The sequence below is a fragment of the Acutalibacter sp. JLR.KK004 genome, assembly GCF_036941085.1.
In the GTDB taxonomy this organism is placed as follows: Bacteria; Bacillota; Clostridia; order Oscillospirales; family Acutalibacteraceae; genus Acutalibacter.
In genome coordinates this window covers 2,329,055-2,348,786 of record NZ_JAYMNQ010000001.1, presented here as the reverse complement: position 1 = coordinate 2,348,786, position 19,732 = coordinate 2,329,055, and the positions used below count along the sequence as shown (strand labels likewise).

Annotated in this window: 22 protein-coding genes and 4 pseudogenes; 15 read left to right on the top strand and 11 right to left on the bottom strand. The window is 48.8% G+C overall.

Annotated elements, in window-relative coordinates; translation table 11 throughout:
• Positions 1 to 4: 4 nt before the first annotated feature.
• Entirely contained in the window at positions 5 to 655 is a 651-nt protein-coding gene (gene yfbR / locus VSQ30_RS12845; protein WP_160641809.1) for a 5'-deoxynucleotidase, read from the bottom strand.
• Positions 656 to 908: 253 nt separating this feature from the next.
• On the opposite strand from yfbR, the gene VSQ30_RS12840 reads away from it, so the two are divergent.
• The gene (locus tag VSQ30_RS12840) at positions 909 to 1,793 is read left to right on the top strand and encodes a sugar phosphate isomerase/epimerase family protein (RefSeq protein ID WP_334464452.1); all 885 of its coding nucleotides are present in this window, start codon (positions 909 to 911) and stop codon (positions 1,791 to 1,793) included.
• A gap of 266 nt (positions 1,794 to 2,059) precedes the next feature.
• Here the strand turns inward: VSQ30_RS12840 and VSQ30_RS12835 are convergent, their stop codons facing one another.
• The gene (locus VSQ30_RS12835) at positions 2,060 to 2,989 is read right to left on the bottom strand and encodes an NUDIX domain-containing protein (RefSeq protein WP_334464451.1); all 930 of its coding nucleotides are present in this window, start codon (positions 2,987 to 2,989) and stop codon (positions 2,060 to 2,062) included.
• Between the two features lie 226 nt (positions 2,990 to 3,215).
• Between VSQ30_RS12835 and VSQ30_RS12830 the strand changes: the two genes are divergently transcribed.
• A complete protein-coding gene (locus VSQ30_RS12830; RefSeq protein WP_334464450.1) occupies positions 3,216 to 3,359 on the top strand; it encodes a hypothetical protein in 144 nt (47 codons plus the stop codon).
• On the opposite strand, the gene VSQ30_RS20800 is transcribed toward VSQ30_RS12830, so the two are convergent.
• Positions 3,332 to 3,421 (bottom strand): hypothetical protein, encoded by a 90-nt coding sequence (locus VSQ30_RS20800; protein ID WP_502876280.1) that lies wholly within the window; start codon positions 3,419 to 3,421, stop codon positions 3,332 to 3,334. The genes VSQ30_RS12830 and VSQ30_RS20800 overlap by 28 nt on opposite strands.
• A gap of 14 nt (positions 3,422 to 3,435) precedes the next feature.
• The gene (locus VSQ30_RS12825) at positions 3,436 to 4,008 is read right to left on the bottom strand and encodes a LytR/AlgR family response regulator transcription factor (RefSeq protein WP_334464449.1); all 573 of its coding nucleotides are present in this window, start codon (positions 4,006 to 4,008) and stop codon (positions 3,436 to 3,438) included.
• A 374-nt stretch (positions 4,009 to 4,382) separates the two neighbouring features.
• Here VSQ30_RS12825 and VSQ30_RS12820 point away from each other — a divergent pair.
• Positions 4,383 to 5,056: pseudogene (locus tag VSQ30_RS12820) on the top strand (DUF6017 domain-containing protein); the annotation flags it as partial.
• Positions 5,053 to 5,187 (top strand): annotated as a pseudogene (locus VSQ30_RS20795) (VirB6/TrbL-like conjugal transfer protein, CD1112 family); the annotation flags it as partial. The pseudogenes VSQ30_RS12820 and VSQ30_RS20795, both read left to right, overlap by 4 nt.
• Here the strand turns inward: VSQ30_RS20795 and VSQ30_RS12815 are convergent.
• Positions 5,184 to 5,669: a hypothetical protein gene (locus tag VSQ30_RS12815; RefSeq protein ID WP_325296647.1), complete on the bottom strand. Its 486-nt coding sequence runs from the start codon at positions 5,667 to 5,669 to the stop codon at positions 5,184 to 5,186. The pseudogene VSQ30_RS20795 and the gene VSQ30_RS12815 sit on opposite strands and share 4 nt — an antisense overlap.
• Before the next feature lie 103 nt (positions 5,670 to 5,772).
• Between VSQ30_RS12815 and VSQ30_RS12810 the strand changes: the two genes are divergently transcribed.
• Genes VSQ30_RS12810 through VSQ30_RS12795 form a run of 4 tightly spaced genes read left to right on the top strand, consistent with a single transcriptional unit; the run spans position 5,773 to position 7,281 of the window.
• Positions 5,773 to 6,450 carry a DNA cytosine methyltransferase gene (locus VSQ30_RS12810; RefSeq protein WP_334464448.1) on the top strand — a complete coding sequence of 226 codons (678 nt, stop codon included), beginning with the start codon at positions 5,773 to 5,775 and terminating at the stop codon, positions 6,448 to 6,450.
• Complete coding sequence (locus VSQ30_RS12805) at positions 6,444 to 6,710, top strand: hypothetical protein (protein WP_502876253.1); 267 nt, start codon at positions 6,444 to 6,446, stop codon at positions 6,708 to 6,710. Before VSQ30_RS12810 ends, VSQ30_RS12805 begins: the two co-directional genes overlap by 7 nt.
• A 2-nt stretch (positions 6,711 to 6,712) precedes the next feature.
• Positions 6,713 to 6,919, top strand: a complete 207-nt coding sequence (locus VSQ30_RS12800; RefSeq protein ID WP_002569181.1) for a transposon-transfer assisting family protein — start codon at positions 6,713 to 6,715, stop codon at positions 6,917 to 6,919.
• Positions 6,916 to 7,281 (top strand): cysteine-rich VLP domain-containing protein, encoded by a 366-nt coding sequence (locus VSQ30_RS12795; RefSeq protein ID WP_334464446.1) that lies wholly within the window; start codon positions 6,916 to 6,918, stop codon positions 7,279 to 7,281. The genes VSQ30_RS12800 and VSQ30_RS12795 overlap by 4 nt, the downstream gene beginning before the upstream one ends.
• Positions 7,282 to 7,479: 198 nt before the next feature.
• Here the strand turns inward: VSQ30_RS12795 and VSQ30_RS12790 are convergent, their stop codons facing one another.
• Positions 7,480 to 8,082 carry an alpha/beta hydrolase gene (locus VSQ30_RS12790; protein ID WP_334464445.1) on the bottom strand — a complete coding sequence of 201 codons (603 nt, stop codon included), beginning with the start codon at positions 8,080 to 8,082 and terminating at the stop codon, positions 7,480 to 7,482.
• Positions 8,083 to 8,225: 143 nt separating this feature from the next.
• Here VSQ30_RS12790 and VSQ30_RS12785 point away from each other — a divergent pair, with 143 nt between their 5' ends.
• The 7 genes and pseudogenes from VSQ30_RS12785 to VSQ30_RS12750 all read left to right on the top strand — a co-directional run bounded on the left by VSQ30_RS12785 (position 8,226) and on the right by VSQ30_RS12750 (position 16,275).
• A complete protein-coding gene (locus VSQ30_RS12785) occupies positions 8,226 to 9,266 on the top strand; it encodes a tyrosine-type recombinase/integrase (RefSeq protein WP_334464874.1) in 1,041 nt (346 codons plus the stop codon).
• A 394-nt stretch (positions 9,267 to 9,660) separates the two neighbouring features.
• Positions 9,661 to 9,957, top strand: a pseudogene (locus VSQ30_RS12780) (helix-turn-helix domain-containing protein); the annotation flags it as partial.
• Positions 9,958 to 10,238: 281 nt separating this feature from the next.
• The gene (locus tag VSQ30_RS12770; RefSeq protein WP_285828311.1) at positions 10,239 to 12,581 is read left to right on the top strand and encodes an ABC transporter permease; all 2,343 of its coding nucleotides are present in this window, start codon (positions 10,239 to 10,241) and stop codon (positions 12,579 to 12,581) included.
• Between the two features lie 591 nt (positions 12,582 to 13,172).
• Positions 13,173 to 13,613, top strand: coding sequence for an RNA polymerase sigma factor (locus tag VSQ30_RS12765; protein ID WP_334464444.1), 441 nt, complete (start codon positions 13,173 to 13,175; stop codon positions 13,611 to 13,613).
• Complete coding sequence (locus VSQ30_RS12760) at positions 13,594 to 13,854, top strand: helix-turn-helix domain-containing protein (protein WP_004081240.1); 261 nt, start codon at positions 13,594 to 13,596, stop codon at positions 13,852 to 13,854. The genes VSQ30_RS12765 and VSQ30_RS12760 overlap by 20 nt, the downstream gene beginning before the upstream one ends.
• Positions 13,855 to 14,270: 416 nt before the next feature.
• Positions 14,271 to 14,498, top strand: a complete 228-nt coding sequence (locus VSQ30_RS12755) for a TnpW family protein (protein WP_004607973.1) — start codon at positions 14,271 to 14,273, stop codon at positions 14,496 to 14,498.
• Between the two features lie 100 nt (positions 14,499 to 14,598).
• On the top strand, positions 14,599 to 16,275 hold the full coding sequence (locus VSQ30_RS12750) for a recombinase family protein (protein WP_025577798.1): 1,677 nt from the start codon (positions 14,599 to 14,601) through the stop codon (positions 16,273 to 16,275).
• A 63-nt stretch (positions 16,276 to 16,338) separates the two neighbouring features.
• On the opposite strand, the pseudogene VSQ30_RS12745 reads toward VSQ30_RS12750, so the two are convergent.
• The 5 genes and pseudogenes from VSQ30_RS12745 to VSQ30_RS12725 form a co-directional block, all read right to left on the bottom strand.
• A pseudogene (locus VSQ30_RS12745) lies at positions 16,339 to 16,512 on the bottom strand (recombinase family protein); the annotation flags it as partial.
• A 138-nt stretch (positions 16,513 to 16,650) separates the two neighbouring features.
• Positions 16,651 to 16,866, bottom strand: coding sequence for a DUF6870 family protein (locus tag VSQ30_RS12740; RefSeq protein ID WP_004083374.1), 216 nt, complete (start codon positions 16,864 to 16,866; stop codon positions 16,651 to 16,653).
• 606 nt (positions 16,867 to 17,472) lie between these two features.
• The gene (locus tag VSQ30_RS12735) at positions 17,473 to 17,892 is read right to left on the bottom strand and encodes a sigma-70 family RNA polymerase sigma factor (RefSeq protein ID WP_334464443.1); all 420 of its coding nucleotides are present in this window, start codon (positions 17,890 to 17,892) and stop codon (positions 17,473 to 17,475) included.
• Between the two features lie 467 nt (positions 17,893 to 18,359).
• A complete protein-coding gene (locus VSQ30_RS12730) occupies positions 18,360 to 18,851 on the bottom strand; it encodes a winged helix-turn-helix domain-containing protein (protein ID WP_022745526.1) in 492 nt (163 codons plus the stop codon).
• A gap of 61 nt (positions 18,852 to 18,912) precedes the next feature.
• Entirely contained in the window at positions 18,913 to 19,692 is a 780-nt protein-coding gene (locus VSQ30_RS12725; RefSeq protein ID WP_334464442.1) for a response regulator, read from the bottom strand.
• Between the last annotated feature and the right edge of the window lie 40 nt (positions 19,693 to 19,732).

Sequence of the window (19,732 nt, the reverse complement as noted above, 5' to 3'; positions counted from 1 at the left end):
CCTTTTATTTATGTACCACCTGGGAAAAGACCATCTGGGAGGAGGGGGAGAAGTGAAGCCCCGCTTCCCGGGTGTAGTCCTGCTCCTCAATGGTAAGCCCATAGGAGGGCAAAAACTCTGCTAAAAAGCAGTCGGCCTCCGGCAGGCGCATGTCCCGGATGGACTGCAAAATGCCCTGCTCTGCCTTGCGGAAATCCTGGTTGCCGCCCCGGCGCTCCTCAATGCATTTGATGGCCGCGGAAATGCGGTCGGCCGCCTTCACCAGGGCGCGAAGCTCCTGATCCCCCGGCGCGCCCATGGTCATCAGTTCCCGGTAGCAGGGGCGCAGATCCTCGGGCAGCATGGAAACAAGGTGCTCCACCGCCATTTCCTCCACCTCCCCGTATGCCTTGCGGATTTCCTCTGAATGATACTTCACCGGCGTGGGCAAGTCCCCCGTGATGATTTCCGAAGCGTCGTGCAGCACCGCCAGGGCGGCGGCCCGCTCCGCGTTGTAGGTCTTGCCGAAGCGGCGGTTTCCCAGGGTTGCCAGGGCATGGGCCAGAAGGGCCACCTCCATGGAGTGCTCGCAAAGGTTTTCATAGCGGGTGTTATGCATCAGGCCCCAGCGGTTGATATATTTCATGCGGGAAAGCATGGCAAAGAAATGGTACATGGCGCGTCGCTCCTTTTTCGTTTCTCAATACACCCTTAGTATAACACAGGCAGAGGCCCTTGTGGGGAAAAATTTTTGAAAAAGGAGAGGGAGCGGCTGCCGGGCAGGGGAGGAAGGAGGTGCCCGCGAAAAGTACTGTGGTTTTTCCCAATAAACAGATATGCCGTGTAAAATTTTATGGGCGTATTGACAGGTTGCAAAAAGGGTGGTATGATGATATTCAGAAAAATATGGACACAGGAGGATCCTGCTTATGAAAGTCAATATCGGTACATATTCCTTTGGCGGCATCGCCAGCTATCTGGGCCTTGGCCCTACCCTGCTGGAGAAGTTCCAAACTATCAAGTCTTTGGGCTTTGACGGCGTGGAGCTGCTGCCTGTTGACCTGGACAACGACGTGGAGGACATTAAGAAATGGGCTGCGGAGACAGGGCTGGAAATCGTTTCCGTCCACGCCAAGCCCACAGAGGAGATTGTCAAAAAGATGGCGGCTTTGGGCGGCAAGGCTGTTATCTGGGCCAGCACCGACTTCTGCAACAGGGAAGAGGCCATTGCCGTTGCCAAGGAGCTGGACGCCATGGCGGAAATGGCAGAGCCTTACGGCATTAAGGTGGGCTATCACAACCATGAGAAGGAGTTCTTCATGGACGAGGGCCTGACCCTTATTGAGCACATGGCCAATAACTCCAGCAAGTTCTTCTTCCAGTTGGACTGCGGCTGGGCTACGGTAGGCGGCTTCTATCCTCCCAGCGTCATCCGGCGGTTCAAGGACAGGATTGTGGCTATCCATGTGAAGGAAAACTGCAAGATTTTAGGGCCTGGCCCCCGGCCCAAGTCTGCCAAGGAAGGCCCCGGCGAAAGCCCCTTTGCCAAGGCTGCCGAAATGCCTCTGGAGGAGCGCCAGAAGATGCTGGATCAGTTTAATGCCCGCAACGCTGACCCGGCCTTTAACCGCCGCTTTGCTGTGCAGTGCAAGATGGGCGCGGAGGAGTCCAATATGAACTGGCAGGCCATTAAGGACGCCCTGGACGAGCAGAGCTTCGAGGCCTTCTGGGTTATTGAGCGTGAGGGCTTCTATGACGAGCACGACAAGTGCATTGCTGACGACTGTGCATGGCTTAAGGCAAACGTGAAATAACAAAGGCCCTGTGGCCTTCCAAAGCTAAGAAGCTGTACCAATGGCTCCTGCACAAATTTTTCCGGGAAATTTAGCGGGCTTCTGTGTTAGAAATCCTCGAAATACGAAAGTATTTCTTGCGGTTTCCGCCTTGAACCCCACAAAATTTCCTCGAAAATCTTCGCACCAATCCTATCGGTACAGCTTCTAAAAACGCACCTGGGCATAGATTCCATACCCAAGTGCGTTTGCTATATATCACAGCAGAGATTTTTTAGCAGGCCCTCCTAAAGGAGGGGGAAAACATAGCCTAAAGTGGGCACCAGTTCCCCGCTGTCATACAGGGCCTGTATCTCGCTTTTGTCCATCCAGCGGCACTGTGCCACTTCCTTTGTAGTGGCCTTTTCCAGGGCCAGGGGGCCGTTATAGTCAAAGAGCCACACGTCCAGGATATCCTGGAAGCCCTCTCCCCGGACTTCGCTGTGAATCAGCTTCCCGCCTTCCGGGGGCAAATCCAGCCCCACTTCCTCCTTCACTTCCCGCAAAGCGCCGGTAAGGCTGTCCTCGCCTTTCACCACCGAGCCGCCTGTGCATTCCCACAGAAGGGGGAATGCGGGCCTGTCCGCCCCGCGCTGGGAGATGAGGAACTGCCCCTTTGGATTGCGGATCCAGATATGTACCACCAGATGGTAGCGGCCCTCTGGCAGGGGGGCTCCCCGCAGGTGGGTTTCCCCGGTAAGCACCCGGTCTTGGGTGTATAAATCCCATTGTTCCCCGGCCTGCCCTGTTTTCTCCAGCAGCTTCTGCACTGCCCAGCGTTGCATTTCCAGCTTCATCTTCTGGGCGGCTTCCTCTACAGGCACCCAGATAAATGTGTGGTCAGGCTCTATAGGCTCTTGGGATTTTGTGCCCAGAGCGCCTGCATAGTAAAACTGGATGGCATGAATGGGGCCAAAATCTGTCTGGCCCAGATATCCGTCCGCGCAGCCCATGTACTGGCCGGCGCGGGCTGGGCAGCCCAGCTCTTCCAGACACTCCCGGCAGATGCACGCTTCATGGCTTTCGCCGGGATCTGTCCCGCCGCCAGGCAGGAACCAGCCGGAGGGCGTGTCCGCCACAGCAAGCAGGCCGTCCTGCACAGCCAGCAGGTATGCGCCCTCCCGGCTGCGGTAAGCTTTGCCCGGCTCTGGCGCGCCAAATGTTCTGTCGGTTTTCATGCTGACCTCCCCTTCCTGTGAACAAGCGTATTAGTTTGGTCCAATTATTATACGCTTTCCTGAAAGGCTTGTCAAGCTTTTTTACCGGATATCATAGACGCTCGGCGGATGTCATAATTGATTTAGACACTTTGAGTGATTTATGCTCTAGGAGACTTGTTTATCCGATTTTTCGGTAAAGAGGTAGAGGCTCTTAGAGCATTTTTCATTGAAGGAGGACTTGCCAATGCTGAAAACCAAAATCACCCCATTGTACGAAAGATTGAGTCGTGATGATGAGAAGTCAAATAGACGTAAAGCCAAGTTATTTTTTTCGGCATCCATAGGGGATGCCGTTTTTGCTTATTGGATAGCCCTGACAAATTTGTAATAGATGGTAATGCGCTTTTCCTTACCCTTGCGGCAGCGCCCCATACCCGGCGTTTCATAAATCGTAATCCGGTCAATCAGTTCATGAAATAGGGATAGTCCAGCAGCAAAGCCGCAAAATCCGCCTGCCGCATGGGGACGGTTATCTTTTCCCCGCTGGTGATATGGACTTCCACACAGCGTCCGCAGTATTCCGTATGGGTAATCTGGTGAAGCAGGAGCGGCTGCTGTCCTGCCGCGCCCGGAACCATCACACACTGGTTCTGTTCCAGAAGCTTTGCCCCGCACCGGGTCAGGGCCTGTGCCAGCTTTTCATAGGAATAGGGCTTGACCAGGTAAAATGCCGCCGCCACATCATAGCTGTCCACAGCAAATTCCTTGGTGGTTGTCGTAAAGATTAGCTGGCAGGCATCGTCCTGCTCCCGGATTTTTTTCGCCGCTTCCATGCCGGTCATGCCGGACATATAAATATCCAGAAAAATCACATCAAAGGTATCTGGGGCAAAGCCTGCAAGCAGGGCTTCGCCGCTTTCAAAAACTGCCGGGGCCGGAACCAGGACAATCCCCTGCTCCCGCGCCCAGCGGCAGATAAATTCCCGCAGTTTCCCAGCGTCTGCGGAAAGGTCGTCTGCAATGGCAATCCGCATCATTTTCGCCTTTTAACACAAAAGACTTCGTTTGTCAAGACCCATTATACCATATTTTCAGCGTCCTGACCTACATCTCATGCAGATTTTTGACATCTCATGCAGAGCCTATTGACAAGAACGGGAAAAACGCTATGCTAAATATATAACCGATTCCTTAAAAGGGCGTTGCCATAAGAAAACATGGAAAACCCCAGTAAAATCAATGTTTTTTAAGGGCAGCGGAAAACGGGGCGGCGCAAACAAGTGAACAACAGCACAGAAAACGGGCGATGTCGGCAAGACACCGCCCGTTTCTGCGTCCCGGCGAACGCCGCAGATTTTGAAAAAGTCTGCGGCGTTTTTTTATGTCCAGACACCGAAAGGAGCGTCGAACCATGCCAGTATTCCGCGTGGAGAGGAACAAGGGGTACACGGTGATGTCGAACTACCACCTGCGGGACAAGTCCCTGTCCCTGAAAGCCAAGGGGCCTGCTGTCGCAAATGCTGTCACTCCCGGAAGATTGGGATTACACGTTAAAGGGCCTGGCCCTTATCAACCGGGAGAAGATCGACGCCATCCGGCAGGCTATCCGGGAGTTGGAGCAGGCGGGGTACATCGTCCGTTCGCGGGAGCGTGACGAACGGGGACGGCTGCGGGGCGCGGACTATGTGATCTATGAACAGCCGCAGACGCCGCCTGCATTGGATTTACCTACGTTGGAAAATCCAACATTGGATAATCCTACGCAGGAAAAACCTACGTTGGAAAATCCAACGCAATTAAATAAAGATAGAGTAACTAAAGACCAAGCTATTACTGACCGATCAATTACCCATTCCTTTCCCTCCCTTTCGCCCCCTCCCGCTGGAACGGCTGCGGCTTCGCCGCCGGAAAGGAACGGAAGCGGCCACGCAGAGCGCCGTTGAGATTTACCGGGAGCTTATCAAAGAGAATATCGAGTACGACCACCTCCTGCACTACTCCAAGATCGACCCGGAGGAATTGGACGGCATCGTGGAATTGCTGGTGGAAACCGTCTGCACGGCCCGCAAGACAATCCGGGTGTCCTGATACAGAATATCGCCCTTGACGGGGATGTTTCCGGGGCGATATGGGGGTGTATGGGCTATACGGTGCTGCTGTGTTTCTGCCTGTTCAAGACCGGGAGCATCGCCAAGGCCGTGTTCGCCGCCCATTAAGATTGTTCTGCTATTTTTTCTTCTAAGGTGCGGAGCAATTTAAGAAATTCAATCATAATCGGGATTTCAAAAGGATATAGTTCAGGTTCGTCCATAGGAAGTTTAATCTTTAAGAGCATTTCATGTATACTTTTGAGTTCTTCCAGTGACAAATTGTTCTGTTGGATATATCCCGAAACTTTTTGCGTTAAATCCGTAAGGCCAGAAATATTTCCATACCGAATTTGATCCATTCTGTTAATGTACTGATCTGTTCTTGGCATCGAGTTCTGCCAACTAAGTATTTGCTTTTGGCTTTCTAACTCGGCGCTAATCTTTGCTAAGATTTGGGAAGTGTCAGCATCTTTTTCTTTCAAACTCTTTTCAAGTTCTAAGCGTATGTCACGCTCTGTTTTCTTACTGCTTCGATAGCTTATGATCGCTACAATTATCGGAGTAGCAATAACGAGAATGTCTTTTATCACAGTAATATAAATTTCCATGCTTTTTCTCCTTATTCCTAATTTGAATGGTGTCTTGGAACGATTATACCACAAGGCAGCACTGAAATCTATATTTCTTGCCATTGTAAAGGAGGCTTGATATTTGAGGCAGTTTACATTAGCATCACTCTTTGACGGCATAGGGGGCTTTCCCTACGCCGCTTCTTTTTACAATATCACGTCCCTGTGGGCAAGCGAGATCGTCCCGGCCTGCGTGTTGGTGACGCGGAAGCACTTCCCGAACATGGCCCACGCCGGGGACGTGACCCAGCTCCACGGCGGAAAACTCCCGCCTGTGGACATCGTGACATTCGGCAGCCCGTGTCAAGGGCTGTCACTGGCAGGCCAGCGCCGGGGGCTGGCGGACGAACGGAGCGGCCTTTTCATGGAGGCCATACGGATAATTGATGAAATGAGGGAGGCGACACATGGCGAATATCCAAGGTTCGCGCTGTTCGAGAACGTCCCCGGCGCTCTGTCGTCCGCAGGAGGACGTGACTTTGCGGCTGTGCTGCAATCGTTCACAAAGGCCCAAATTCCAATGCCTTATTCTGGACGGTGGGCAAACGCCGGGATGGTACGAGGGGTCGGAGTTGATCTCGCTTGGTGCGTGTACGACGCCCAATATTTCGGCACAGCACAGCGGCGCAGGCGTCTGTTTCTTGTCTGCGATTTTGCAGGAAAATGTGCCGGAGAAATACTCTTTGTCCCCAAAAGCCTGCGCGGGTATTTTGAGGCGGGCGGAACGCCGCGGCAAGGACTTGCCGCCTTTTCATGGTAGAGCTTTCCCCGGCGTTCATGCGGCTTGCGGGAACAAAGGACACTGACCGCCTTTTCTCCATGCTGCCCTACAAGACACTTTCCTTTTCCAAAATCGAGGGCAGACATGGGACGTATGCGCTGATTGACAAGGGGGAGAACCGGGACAGGGAGATAAGGAAGCCTCGCCCCTCTATCCGGGCGCAGCTTAAAGCAGACAAGGCAAAGACCGCCCCGAAAAAGGCGGCGGCAAAAACAAAAAATCACGATATGGAGGTATGAGCATGATTAGACTGACTGTTGAAGAAACAAACCTTTTGAGCATTTACAACGAAGGCGGCAAGCGGGCTTTGATTGAGAATGTCAACGCCGCGCTGCCCTACATGGACGCGGATATGCGGGAGCTTGCAAAGCGCACCCTTTCCAAAGTGGACGCTTTGACCGAAGCGGAATTTGCGGAGCTTCCTATTTACGCCGCTGATGAAGTATGAACAGGGTTAAGCGGCTAACGCCGCCCCAGAGCCGGAAGGTCAACGCCCTTGTGCGCCGGACGTGCTGCAATTATGATAACGGGAACTGTATCTTACTGGACGACGGGGACGAGTGCGTTTGTCCGCAGCTCATTTCCTATTCGCTTCTCTGCAAGTGGTTCCGGGTTGCGGTGCTTCCCGCCGACAAGCTGCTCTACGCGGAGCTTTACCAGACCGGGGACAGGAAGAAGTGTACCGAGTGCAGCGCGTTCTTTGCGTCAAGCTCCAACAGCGTCAAATACTGCCCCGACTGCCGGAAGTGTATCACCCGCAGACAAGCCGCCGAGCGCATGAGGAAAAGACGCGCCCCTGTTACGCAGTAGGCGCGGAAAATCCCTTGATTTACAGGGCTTTCCGGGCGGGAAAATCAGATAGGCGATACTTTATACCTTTACCCCCGAAAATGGCGTTCTACTGCGTAACAAACCAATCTCTGCACCCATAAGAAAACCGGGGTGCGGTGGCTATTTGATTTGATAGCTGCCGCGTCCCGGCTTTTCTTTTGCCCTACAAACTGAAATTTATCCTATTGCCTTTTTCATCCAACTATCTAAAAAGGCAAGTTGTTCATCTGTATGAAACCAATGCTCCCCATTTTCCATTACAGTAAGATGTGTATTGTGATTACTAATAAATTTATTTACTGTTTGGCGAGATATGAGGTTATCATTTCCTGCATATAGAATTTCTGTGGGAACATTCCATATTATAGGATTTTCCCTAACAAAACATAAATATTTCCACGATAATGTTTCCCCAAAATCCGTAGGGATTTCTCCCTTCTCACGCAAATCCTTCTCTGATACATTTGCCCAACTCATCATGTCAAGTATAAGACGTTCCATGTCAAGTACAGGCGATATAAATAAAGCCTTTGCAATATCACAATCTTGCAATGTGTGCATTGCAAAATAAGCGCCTATACTGTTTGCAATCAAATAAATACAGTCATATCTTTCGCAAACCTTGTCATAAACCGATTGAATTTGATTTTGCACAATCCACGGAAGATAGTCATTGTACTCTATGCCAATCATATCAAAACCCAAACAATTTTTCTTGTACTGTTCAGCTTCCAAATGGCTTCCACCTTTTCCGTGAATATATAAAATTACTTTTTTCATAATATCACCTCTACAAAAAATTCCAATTTATATTATATGATTTTATAATTCAAAATGCAATAGCTCCACAAAATTATTCCAGTTCTGTTTGCCTTTTCCGTTCCGGCTGTCTGTCTGCCTGTAAAATGCTGTCAATGTTCTGCTTGATAATATCATACTCCCAGACTTTCTTTTTCAGCTTCCCATACACCGCCCCGGACGGGGCAAAGAAAACCTATACAAAACGCGGCTTTGCCACCAAACGCGACGCTTCACAGCATGAAGCGGAAATGCGGACGAAGCTCCAAAATCCGGGACAGATTGCGTCTATCGCTTCACAGCGCAAGCAGACCGTCGCCAACTACCTTAATGAATGGGTAGAAAGCTATGCAAGGGTAAATCTGCGCCCGTCCACCTACGACGGGTACAAAAAGACCATTGCAAACTATATCAACCCCTATATCGGCGGCGTTGCCCTTAACCAGCTCACCCCCGCTATGGTAGATAAGATGTTTCAGCAGATTATCGACAAAGGCTTGAAACCGTCCACCGCAGCCGGGGCAAAGCGCGTGTTGAGCGTGGCGTTGAGCCATGCCCGGAAATACCGCTATATCGAAACCAACGCGGCAAAGGACACGCTGACAAAGTTTGGAAAAAACGACAAGACACCCGACCCCTACACGCCGGAACAGGTGAAAGCCCTCATGCAGCGCGTAGAGGGTACTGTTTGGGAAATGCCCGTTATTCTGGGCTGGCTTTACGGTATGCGCCGTTCTGAAATTCTGGGCTTGCGTTGGCGTAATGTTGACTTGGAGAACAACACCTTTGACGTTTCCGAGCAGCTCCCCTTTAAGGTACCGCCGAAAACAAAGGTTATAGAGGAAATGGCACCGCCGAAATCCAACGGGCGAAAGCTGCCTATCACAGAGCTTGCCCGCCCGTTTTTCCTTAAACAACTTGCCATGCAGGAAGCACAGAAAGAACAGGCGGCAAAGGACGGGAAGCCTTACTATGACAATGACCTTGTTGTGGCAAAGGCTGACGGTGCGCCGATTGCCGCGTCGTGGGTATCTTCACAGTTTGGAAAGCTGCTTGAAGATTTGGAAATGCCGCATATCCGCTTCCATGATTTAAGGCACCCGTATGTCAAGCCCACGACAAAAAAATTTACAACTTTTTTTGAGGATTTCCGGGCAGCCGCATAGCTGCCCGGAACTGCTTAATACGGTATTCATGGCTCACGCCTCCTTCGCCCTGCTCGATCATCCGCATCATTTCCTGGAATGCCGGGCGGTCAAAAGCTGACGTTAGATAACGATACTTTTGAAAACACTGGAAAATCAAGGTTTTTCGAGCGACGGACAAGCAGGGTATTGTACTAAAAACTGAATACGACGCAGAAGCGGCGTTTCTTACTCTCTACATGGGAGAACAGGAACGCCGCTTTTTTCATGCCCTTTGTTACGCAGTAGGGGCAGAAAAAGCCTTGCTACAAGCGGTTTTCCGGGCGCGTATCTGGCGCGGAAAGGGATTTATACCTTATCCCCCGAAACCGCGCTTCTACTGCGTAACAAATCCAAAGCAAAGGAGCTATGAACTATGGCAGTTTTCAGAGTGGAACGGAACAAGGGCTACACCGTAATGAGCAACCACCACCTACGCAACAAGGAGCTTTCCCTAAAGGCAAAGGGGCTGTTGTCGCAAATGCTGTCACTCCCCGAAGATTGGGACTACACCTTGAAAGGCTTATCCCTTATCAACCGGGAGAAGATAGACGCTATCCGCGAAGCCATTAAGGAGCTTGAACGCGCCGGGTATATCGTCCGTTCAAGGGAGCGCGACGAGAAAGGACGCTTGCGGGGCGCGGACTATGTGATATTCGAGCAGCCGCAGCCGCCTATCATAGCACAGCGGCGGGGATTTTGCTATCCTTATCCACGCTCTGTTTCTTTTTCCCGTTCCGGCTGTCTGTCTGCCTGTAAAATGCTGTCAATGTTCTGCTTGATAATATCATATTCCCGGACTTTCTTTTTCAATTTTCCATATGCTTACCAGTGCTTCAAGACGTTTCAAACAAACTATTCTGATGATAACGCACAATAACAATTTAACTGCTTCTGTTGACAGAGTATTTCGTGTAAGCGACGGTATTCTTGCAGATTTGGGAGGGACAACAAATGAAACATTATCTTAAACTTGTTCCCATATCCGCAAAAATTCACCGCAAGCAAAGCAAGATGACCCGTATCTGTATCACTCTTGCGGTTCTTTTAGTTGCTGTCATGTTTGGGCTTGCTGATATGTATTTACAAGGCGTTACACGGCATGAAATGGAGGAAAGCGGGAACTGGCATTATGAGTTTCATTCTATTGATACGCAAACAGCTTCCTTTATTTCAGCACGTCCAGATGTAGAGATTGCCGGGTGGCATAATACGATTTCTTCCGAAGCGGGATATTCGATAAAAGAGCAGACTATTTCTATCAGCGCACAAGAAAGAAAGGTTTTTGAAGATATATTTTTGAATGGAATTACAGAGGGTGAATATCCAGATACACCGAACGAGATTGCAGTATCTTCTTCATTCAAGAATACTGCTTCTGTTTCGTTGAATGAAACGATTGCACTATGCAAACCAGACGGAAATACAACGGACTATCTGATTGTTGGATTTTTGAATGATACTGAAACCTCACGCTTGATTACCGGAAATACTCCGATTGTCGTAATGACACCAGAGGGATTAGGGACGCTTGCTGTTAATAATGCTATTGAGAATTATGTTATTCAATTTTCACGTTTATGCAACATACCAGATATAATCAATGACATAAAAGCAGGCAATAATCTGTCCGATGAACAGATAACCGAGAATATCCCTCTTTTGAGTATACAAGGACAATTAGAAGGAAAAACAGGTGTAAATCAGATTTATCAGGTAGCCTTTATTCTCTCTGTAATTGTTATGCTGACCTGCATTCTGATGATTTCAAGCAGTCTAAACAGTAATGTTGCAGAAAGGACGGAATTTTTTGGTATGCTCCGTTGCTTAGGCGCAACGAAAAGACAGATAATGCGATTTGTGCGTTTAGAAGGATTGTATTGGTGCAAAACAGCTATACCTATTGGAATTATATTCTCAGTAGTGATAGTCTGGATTTTGTCTGCTGCTATGCGGGTAATAAATCCTCAATGGTTTTCATCTATGCCGATTTTAGGTATAAGTTGGATAAGTGTAATCGCAAGTATTCTGTTAGGACTGTTGACCGTTTTACTGGCAGCCCGCTCTCCGGCAAAAAGAGCAGCGAAAGTTTCCCCTCTTACTGCTGTATCGGGAAATGCCGGACAGACGGCTTCATTTCGTAAGGCGGCAAATACAACGGCATTTAAGATTGAAACAGCATTAGGTATTCATCATGCAAAAGCAAAGAAGAAAAATTATATTTTAATGACAGGGGCGTTTGCCGTCTGTATTACGTTGTTCCTTACGTTCAGCACCCTTGTTGATTTTATGAAAAATGCTTTTGTTCCCCCGGTATATACGCCGGAATTGTCCATAGCAAGTGAGACAAATACTTGTTCGATTTTTAATGAGCTGTTAGAGCAGATTAAGCAAAATGATGTTGTCAAACGGGCGTACGGGCGTATGTTTGCTTATGAAGTTCCGGCAGAAAATAACGGGAAAAATTATAATGCAAATCTTATTTCCTATGAGGAAAATCAATTTAGGTGGGCAGCGGACTCTTTGATAGCTGGTTCCATAGAAACAGTAATGCAACAGGAAAATCAAGTATTGTTTGTACAGACAGGAAATATTGATGTGCAAGTTGGCGACAATATATCCTTGACTATCAACAACAGACCACAGATTGTTACAGTTGCAGGGATTTTATCTGACAGTCCATTAGCGCGTGTGGAGGGAACGGAAACCTTTTTCTGTTCAGAAGCAACTTTTACCGCTCTGACCGGGGAAACAGGCTATACCATTATTGACATTCAGTTTGAGAACAACGCTTCCAGTGAAGATGTAAAAGCAATCGAAAGCATATTTTCCAATGGCGGCGTAATATTTTCAGACAGTCTTTCACAGATTCAGCAGCAAAGAAATCTGTACCATACATTCGCTATTCTCGTGTACGGTTTTCTGTCCATTATAGTTGCAATTACCATTTTCCATATTATGAATACAATCAGTATGGGCGCGGCAACGAAAATGAAAGAATACGGAGCAATGCGGGCGATTGGAATGAGTAACCGCCAACTTGTAAAGATGATAATTGCAGAAGCGGGAACCTATGCGATAAACGGAGTGATTTGGGGGTGTATCATTGGACTTCCCATGCACTGGATTATTTATGTAAGCCTAATAACAAACATTTGGAGAACAGCATGGAGCGTTCCGTTCATTCCACTTATACTCATAATCGCTATTGTTCTATCGGCTTCTCTTTTGGCAGTTAGAGAACCAGCAAAACGATTGCAGAGAATGTCTATCGTCGAAAATATCAGCGCACAATAATTTTTCATCGTTTTTAGCGCGGGCAGCTTCAAAAAACTGCCCGCACTTTTTCTACCTTACAAATCCGTAAGCTAAAATTCATCTTAAAGTAAGCTGGTATTGATAAAATAAAGCAAAACAAAATCTTGTTTCGTTCTCTGCCGCACGACGGCAAAAGAAAAAAAGCCGTCGTACAGCAGAGATATTTTCACACGCCCTTTTTGACGCGGCGGCTTTTGAAAAATCAAAGCCGCCGTTTCTTTTTATCTTCTCAAGAAATGACGCGGTATCACTGTTAAAAGCGGCGGCTAAAGGAGGTAGCCGCCATGAAGCATATACCGTATCGACAAAATCCGACGGTCATTGACATATCAAAAAAAGCCCGACCGCCGCCGGGGAAAATCACGCCTATAAACACGAACTGTCTAATCATCTAAATACTGCTTACAATACCTATGCGCCTGTTCGAGCTTTTCGGACAGGCGTATTTTGCTGCTCAAAAAATTTTTTGAAGAAATTTCAAAAAATCTTCGGCGTTTTTCAAAAACGCCGTATTGCCCCGCGAAAAGGGGGAAGCACCACCAACTTTCCAACGAGAAAGGAGGTGAGAATGTGGAACCTAATAGCAAGGAGTTTTACAAACAATGTGCTTTTCAGAAGTTTTGTAATACGGTGCTGCACAATGAAGCGTGCGACACTCATAGAGAGCTTCGCAGACACAAGGCAAAGGAAGTGACCTTTTCCGACATGACCTTAGACGAAGCGCGGCAGCTTCATACGTTTGACGAATATTTCAAACGGGAAACTGTCGAAACCGTCTTTGAAAAAGCCGGGAAGAAAATCACGCCAAAGCTGCTTCTTGAAGCAATCCGTACTTTGCCGGAAGAAAAGCGCAAAGCCATATTGCTGTATTACTTCGAGGGAATGAACGATACCGAGATTGCGGAGCTGTTCAATACGTCGAGAAGCACGATACAGTACAGGCGGACAAGCTCTTTTGAGCTGCTAAGAAAATATCTGGAGGAAAATGCTGATGAATGGGACGAATGGTAACGAACCCGGCTACCCGGAAAAAGCCCTTGTTCCCTATCCTGTCATTGTGGCAGCGACAAAGGGCGACCCGGACGCCATGAAGATTGTCTTGCAGCATTTCAGCGGCTACATAGCCCGCCTCTCCATGCGGAAGCTGTACGACGAGCGCGGGAACGTCTATTTTGGCGTAGACCACGACATTCGGGAACGGCTGCAAGCAAAACTGATGATGGCTGTCCTCACCTTTAAGGCAGAGGAATAACCGCAACGGCGGCGGGACGCTTTCTCTCTCCCCCTTTTCCGTTCCGCTGCTGACGCGGCAGCAAAGCCATTCTGAACCTTGACAAAGAAAGCGGCGCAAGATAACGGCGGCGCAGCATAGGGCAAATCGGATACGTTCCTTTTGCGCCGAGCCATACGGCGGGTGCGCCATGACGCTATCCGGGTGAGGTTATCCCCACCCGGACAGCCGAGCGACCAACACCGCGCCGGGGAGCAAGTGTAGCGGCTTGCGGGCGACGACACGCAGAATATACAATGATACTTCCTTACAGCCACAGTCCGAGCGTTAAGAGCGTCGCAGGCAATGGGTAGGGCTGCATGAGAACCATGCGGGGGTGCAATTCCCATGAGGTTATGCTAATAACCGTCCGATTAAAGCCTTTGTTTTATTGAATAGTGGACTTGCTGCTATTCATAGACTGTATTATATGTTTGCGAAAGAAAGGGGGATTTTCTTTGACGCAAAACCAAACGCCCGTTACCACAACGGAGCATAAAATAGGGAAAGTTACTTACCTTGTATGTTCGTCCGCAAGTGAACGCGCGACGGACACACTGGATAAAAAGATAAAAAAGCTCATTCGCAAAGACATGGAGCTGAACCCCGCAAACGCCCGGAAATAGGGCGTTTCTTCACATTTTATACATGACACAGGCAGCGGTATGTGGTATAATATAGACAGTACAAATACCATGCTTGTCTGTCGTCGGAAAGGAGGACAAAATGTTACAGACAGACAAGATTACCGCTTTATATTGCAGATTGAGCCAGGAAGATATGCAAGCCGGGGAAAGCGAAAGCATACAGAACCAAAAGCTGATTTTACAAAAGTACGCTGACGAACACCACTTTTTCAACACGCGCTTTTTCGTAGACGACGGATTTTCTGGCGTGAGCTTTGAGCGTGAGGGGCTTCAAGCCATGCTGCATGAAGTCGAAGCCGGGAACGTGGCAACCGTCATTACAAAAGACCTTTCCCGTCTGGGACGTAATTATCTGAAAACCGGCGAACTGATAGAGATTGTTTTCCCCGAATACGAAGTGCGCTACATTGCCATTAACGACGGTGTAGACACAGCGAGGGAAGATAACGAGTTTACCCCTCTGCGGAACTGGTTCAACGAGTTTTACGCCCGCGACACCTCAAAGAAAATCCGGGCTGTCAAACAGGCAAAGGCGCAGAAAGGGGAGCGCGTCAACGGCGAAGCTCCTTACGGCTACCTTATCGACCCGGATAACCGCAATCATCTGATACCCGACCCGGAAACGGCACACGTCGTAAAACAGATTTTTGCAATGTATGTACGGGGCGACCGTATGTGTGAAATCCAGAACTGGCTGCGGGACAATGAGATATTGACCGTCGGGGAACTGCGCTACCGCAGGACAGGGAGCAAACGCCACCCCCGCCCACAGCTCAACGCATGGTACAACTGGCCGGATAAGACGCTGTACGACATTCTGACAAGGAAAGAGTATTTAGGGCATACCATAACCGGGAAAACCTACAAGGTATCTTATAAGTCGAAAAAGACGAAAAAGAACCCGGAGGAAAAAAGGTATTTCTTCCCCAACACTCACGAACCTTTGATTGATGAAGAAACCTTTGAGCTTGCACAGAAGCGGATTGCCACCCGGCACCGCCCGACAAAGGTTGATGAAATCGACCTGTTTTCTGGGCTTCTCTTTTGTGGGGACTGCGGCTACAAAATGTACGCAGTACGCGGAGCCGGGACGCTTGAACGGAAACACGCCTACACTTGCGGCAACTACCGCAACCGGGCAAGAAATGATATGCTCTGCACTACGCATTATATCCGCAAAAGCGTATTGAAAGAACTTGTCCTTGCAGACTTGCAGCGAGTAACGTCTTATGTGAAAGAGCATGAACAGGAATTTATTCAGACCGCCAACGAGTGCAGCGCAAAGGCAGTACAAAAGACGCTGACACAGCAGCGGAAAGAGCTTGATAAGGCGCAGAGCCGGGTTAGCGAGCTGAATATCTTATTCCGCAAGCTCTACGAGGACAACGCTTTAGGGAAACTTTCAGATGAACAATTTGCTTTTCTAACTTCCGGCTACGACGAAGAAAAAAAGACGCTGACCCGAAGGATTGCGGAGCTGTCACAGGAAATTGACAACGCCACCGAGCGCAGCGCGGACGTGAAAAGGTTTGTCGCACTGGTACGCAAGTACACCGCCATTACCGAACTGACCTACGAAAACGTCCATGAATTTATTGACCGTATTCTTATTCACGAACTGGATAAGGAAACGAACACCCGCAAAATCGAAATCTTTTATAGCTTTGTCGGCAGAGTTGATACAGGCGACAAGCCTACTGAAAGTATCTCCTATTTCAGACAGATAGGAGCCGACGTAAAGAGTTATGCTATCTAACATACATCAAAAAGAGGTAAGATAACACCCTCTGCAAAAAAGGTATCGTTATCTTACCTCAACAAAGAGAACCCCGCTGTAACCGTCGTCAATCTTTTCTGCCACGACTTCAATCTCCGGGTGCCGGGCAATGTAATCATCGATCAGCCGCCGTTGGTTGGCAACGCTGTCGCTTTCCACCGTCTTATCATCGGTATAAGAAAGACGGATGTACTTAATGGCTTTATAAACCTGCATAAAAAAACACTCCTTTCGTTGCGCAGAAAAATCCCCGCAATCCAAGAAGTGTGGCTGTGCCGTATTCAATTCCTTTTCCAGTTCTTATTGTACCACGCCCCTGCGGGAAAGTCAGCCCTTTTCCTAAAATAATCCGGCTCACCGTAAGATTCCCTTGATACATTCCTCCAGGGTGGCGCCGCCTGCGGCAAAGCTGGCCTGTACGGTGAACCGCCCGCATTTGAAGCGGTAAGGGTCTTTGATCTGCCGTACAAATTCGGCGATCCGTTCCTCACGGGAAAGCTCCTTATCAACGGCAACCTCCCGGATGTCCACCAGTGCGCCGGTTCTGCCGGCAACAACCGTATTCTCCATAATACCAACTCCTTCCTGAAAATTTCTGGCTATCGAAACCACATGAATAAGTCGGGCCTGCGCTCATACACTCACAGACCCGGCCCATTGTATCTGATTTCGATCAGCTGCCGTATTTGCCACGCCCCCCGGCAGGCCCTGAACGAACAGGGCGGGGCTGTTACAGGCTGCGGATAGCGTTGCCGCATCATAGCCCCGCATACGCCGCCGCTTTGCCAGAGCAGGCGCACGCCGCAGGAACTCTCCCCAAGTCTTTAGGGAGCCGTGAGGAAGTACCATTATGATCTGTGCCGTTGTCGCGTCCGGCCTGCCACAGCCGGTTTCGTGGGTTGCGTTTACCGCTCGGACAGCCTGGATTCATCACCTCCTTAGGCCGCCTGTCACCGCGCCGCCCCATCTGCCGCTCGGAACACAGAATGAAGTACCTGTAACAGCGTGTATTCGGTTGTCAAGGAGCAAGCGAGGGGCGTGGCAGTTATGACAGTTTTTCAGTTGGGGCGGGCCGGAGCATGTGCTGTACGGCCACACCCGCCAGGCTTGTCCTGCCGGATAAATATGTCCCTCTATTATTCATTTCATTTTTGAGGGTTATTTTCGGGGGCAGGATTAAATTTCTTCCAGAATTTTTTTCAGGCGTCGGAGTCCGCGCTGGATTCCTTCATGCACGGAGCTTACCGCCGAGTGTTCGCTTTTGGCAATTTCGGAAAGGCTCATTCCCAACAGATAGTGCGAGCATATCCGGTTCCGCTGCTTTTCAGGCAACAGGGTAATGGCCTGGTACAGCCGTCCATGTTCTTCCTCATGGATCAGAATATCTTCCGGCGCAAGCACGACCACAAGGGCATCACGTTCAACATTCTTGTCATAGTCCAGAGAAAAATATGCCTTATGCCGGTATGTACGCAGGAAATGGGCCGCCTCGCTTAATTTATATTCCCGGAGCAGGTCGGCCACCTCGTCCGGCACTTCAACAATATTATCTTTCGTATAGAACGGGTAATAGTCACGCAGATTGATTTCTTTCATGTGTAATTCCTCCGATTTCGATTTTTTTAGTTGATAGGCAAAATCGAAATCAGAGGGTGGGGAGCGACACCCCGGACTATCACCTGCAACAGAGGCAGCAGGAAAGTTTGTCTGTTTTGTAGATAAGAAAAGAGCGCGTACCCGTTTTGTTACAGGCGCGCGCTTAATGGAACATTTTGCTGATTGCTGGGAGAAAAAATAAAAATATGTCGATACAAAAAGTGCCGCAGCTTTTTGAACTGCGGCACTAAAATATATTTGGCTATTTTTTTGTCGTTTCCTGTGAAAATATAGGACTTTTCTAATGTGCATGTCTGCCCCCATATCTGGGGGAGTATAAATGGATTTGTCACTATACTTTGATATATCCCCCAACCTGTTACATGGGGGATATTATACAGGGGCATATTCGCTTTTTATCGCCAGCCTTTCCCGGTAATGTCCTAAAAATGCCCTAAATTTATCTGTCATATTCCAGCATCGAATTTATAACCGACGCCCCGCACACTGATAACATATTCAGGTGCTTCAGGTGCAATTTGAAGTTTCTGGCGAAGGCGGCTCAACAGATTATGGATTGTTTTCGGTGTAACGTCAATATATTCTTCGCCCCAAACATGGTAAGCTATGGTCTCAAAGGTCAATACCCGTTTCTTGTTGACAATCAGTAGGTGGAGTGCATCGAATTCTTTAGCTGTTAATTCTATCTCCTGACTGCCGACACACACCGTTCTTTCTTCCAGGCAAAAATACAGATCACCTTCCCGGATTTCCAATAATGGTTGAACTGAACCATTCTGGAAACCGTGACATTTAGAAACAGTACATAGGAAAATATCGGGAAAATCACTCAGATTTTCTCTATTAAGAATATACTGCAATAAATCTTTCTGCTGCTCTGTATCAAGCAAAGCAAACAATTTTTCTCCAATTTGTCTGCCGGATTCAGATATATCCAATACGGCTAATTTCCCATGTCACCACCTCCTTCAAATCAACTTTATTTCAAGATTTTTACCATTATTTTGAATCTTCAACAAAATACATAATTCTCCGTATCAGCTCCGGAATATTGACCGGGGACACGAAATAGTCATTGATACCTTCATACCGGTATTCATATTCCGTGGTAAGGTCGCTGTTCTCGGTGAGGATAAAGAACGGCAGAAGCCGGACAGGGGGATTCTTCATTTGGAACATTCCCGCCACCCGCCGCAGCGCATGAAACAACTCCATTGCTGTACCGTCCGGCAGTTCCACATCACACAAAATCAGTTCTATTTCCTTATCCTCAAAAATCCGGCGCTTAGCGTCTGCAATCGAGGGAACCAGAATCAGGTCAAAGCCCTTTTGCAGCATAGTAGCCCGCAGCACTCCGGCGCTGGTATCTTCCGCATGGACAAAGAGCAGCTTGTGAAAAGTCGGGGCCTTTTCGCCGGATAACTGCCGGTAGGCGTATTCCACCAGCTTATCTTGCAGCAGTAGCCCTTTCATTTTGTCCATGCACAGCATCGCGCCCCGTTGCTTGGCCTCCTGTTCGTAGTCCTCTTTATCATGGCAGGACGCCAGAATAAAAGGCAGCTCCTTGTCTGCGACTCGCACCTCGTCCAGAAAGTCCATGCCAGAACCGTCCGGCAGGTCGAGATCACAGCAGATTACCAGAGGCATTTCCTCTTGGATGGCTGTCCGAGCTTCTTTCAGTGTGGAAGCCGTTTCTACCGGGTAGCCTCGCCGTTGTAAATATTTTTGCAGACGCCATATATAGGTGTCGCTGTCATCGATCAGCAGTATCTTTTTCATGTGTCCGCACCCCCAATATTGATTTACTATAAGCATAAAC

Bases quoted from the DNA above. Each gene is read 5' to 3' on its own strand.
- VSQ30_RS12830 (WP_334464450.1), top strand. From the start codon at position 3,216: ATGCTGAAAACCAAAATCACCCCATTGTACGAAAGATTGAGTCGTGAT.
- VSQ30_RS12740 (WP_004083374.1), bottom strand. From the start codon at position 16,866: ATGGAGAATACGGTTGTTGCCGGCAGAACCGGCGCACTGGTGGACATC.
- VSQ30_RS12750 (WP_025577798.1), top strand. From the start codon at position 14,599: ATGTTACAGACAGACAAGATTACCGCTTTATATTGCAGATTGAGCCAG.
- VSQ30_RS12840 (WP_334464452.1), top strand. From the start codon at position 909: ATGAAAGTCAATATCGGTACATATTCCTTTGGCGGCATCGCCAGCTAT.
- VSQ30_RS12735 (WP_334464443.1), bottom strand. From the start codon at position 17,892: ATGAAAGAAATCAATCTGCGTGACTATTACCCGTTCTATACGAAAGAT.
- VSQ30_RS12760 (WP_004081240.1), top strand. From the start codon at position 13,594: ATGAATGGGACGAATGGTAACGAACCCGGCTACCCGGAAAAAGCCCTT.
- VSQ30_RS12725 (WP_334464442.1), bottom strand. From the start codon at position 19,692: ATGAAAAAGATACTGCTGATCGATGACAGCGACACCTATATATGGCGT.
- VSQ30_RS12805 (WP_502876253.1), top strand. From the start codon at position 6,444: ATGGTAGAGCTTTCCCCGGCGTTCATGCGGCTTGCGGGAACAAAGGAC.
- VSQ30_RS12790 (WP_334464445.1), bottom strand. From the start codon at position 8,082: ATGAAAAAAGTAATTTTATATATTCACGGAAAAGGTGGAAGCCATTTG.
- VSQ30_RS12800 (WP_002569181.1), top strand. From the start codon at position 6,713: ATGATTAGACTGACTGTTGAAGAAACAAACCTTTTGAGCATTTACAAC.
- VSQ30_RS12835 (WP_334464451.1), bottom strand. From the start codon at position 2,989: ATGAAAACCGACAGAACATTTGGCGCGCCAGAGCCGGGCAAAGCTTAC.
- VSQ30_RS12815 (WP_325296647.1), bottom strand. From the start codon at position 5,669: ATGGAAATTTATATTACTGTGATAAAAGACATTCTCGTTATTGCTACT.
- yfbR (WP_160641809.1), bottom strand. From the start codon at position 655: ATGTACCATTTCTTTGCCATGCTTTCCCGCATGAAATATATCAACCGC.
- VSQ30_RS12795 (WP_334464446.1), top strand. From the start codon at position 6,916: ATGAACAGGGTTAAGCGGCTAACGCCGCCCCAGAGCCGGAAGGTCAAC.
- VSQ30_RS12825 (WP_334464449.1), bottom strand. From the start codon at position 4,008: ATGATGCGGATTGCCATTGCAGACGACCTTTCCGCAGACGCTGGGAAA.
- VSQ30_RS12770 (WP_285828311.1), top strand. From the start codon at position 10,239: ATGAAACATTATCTTAAACTTGTTCCCATATCCGCAAAAATTCACCGC.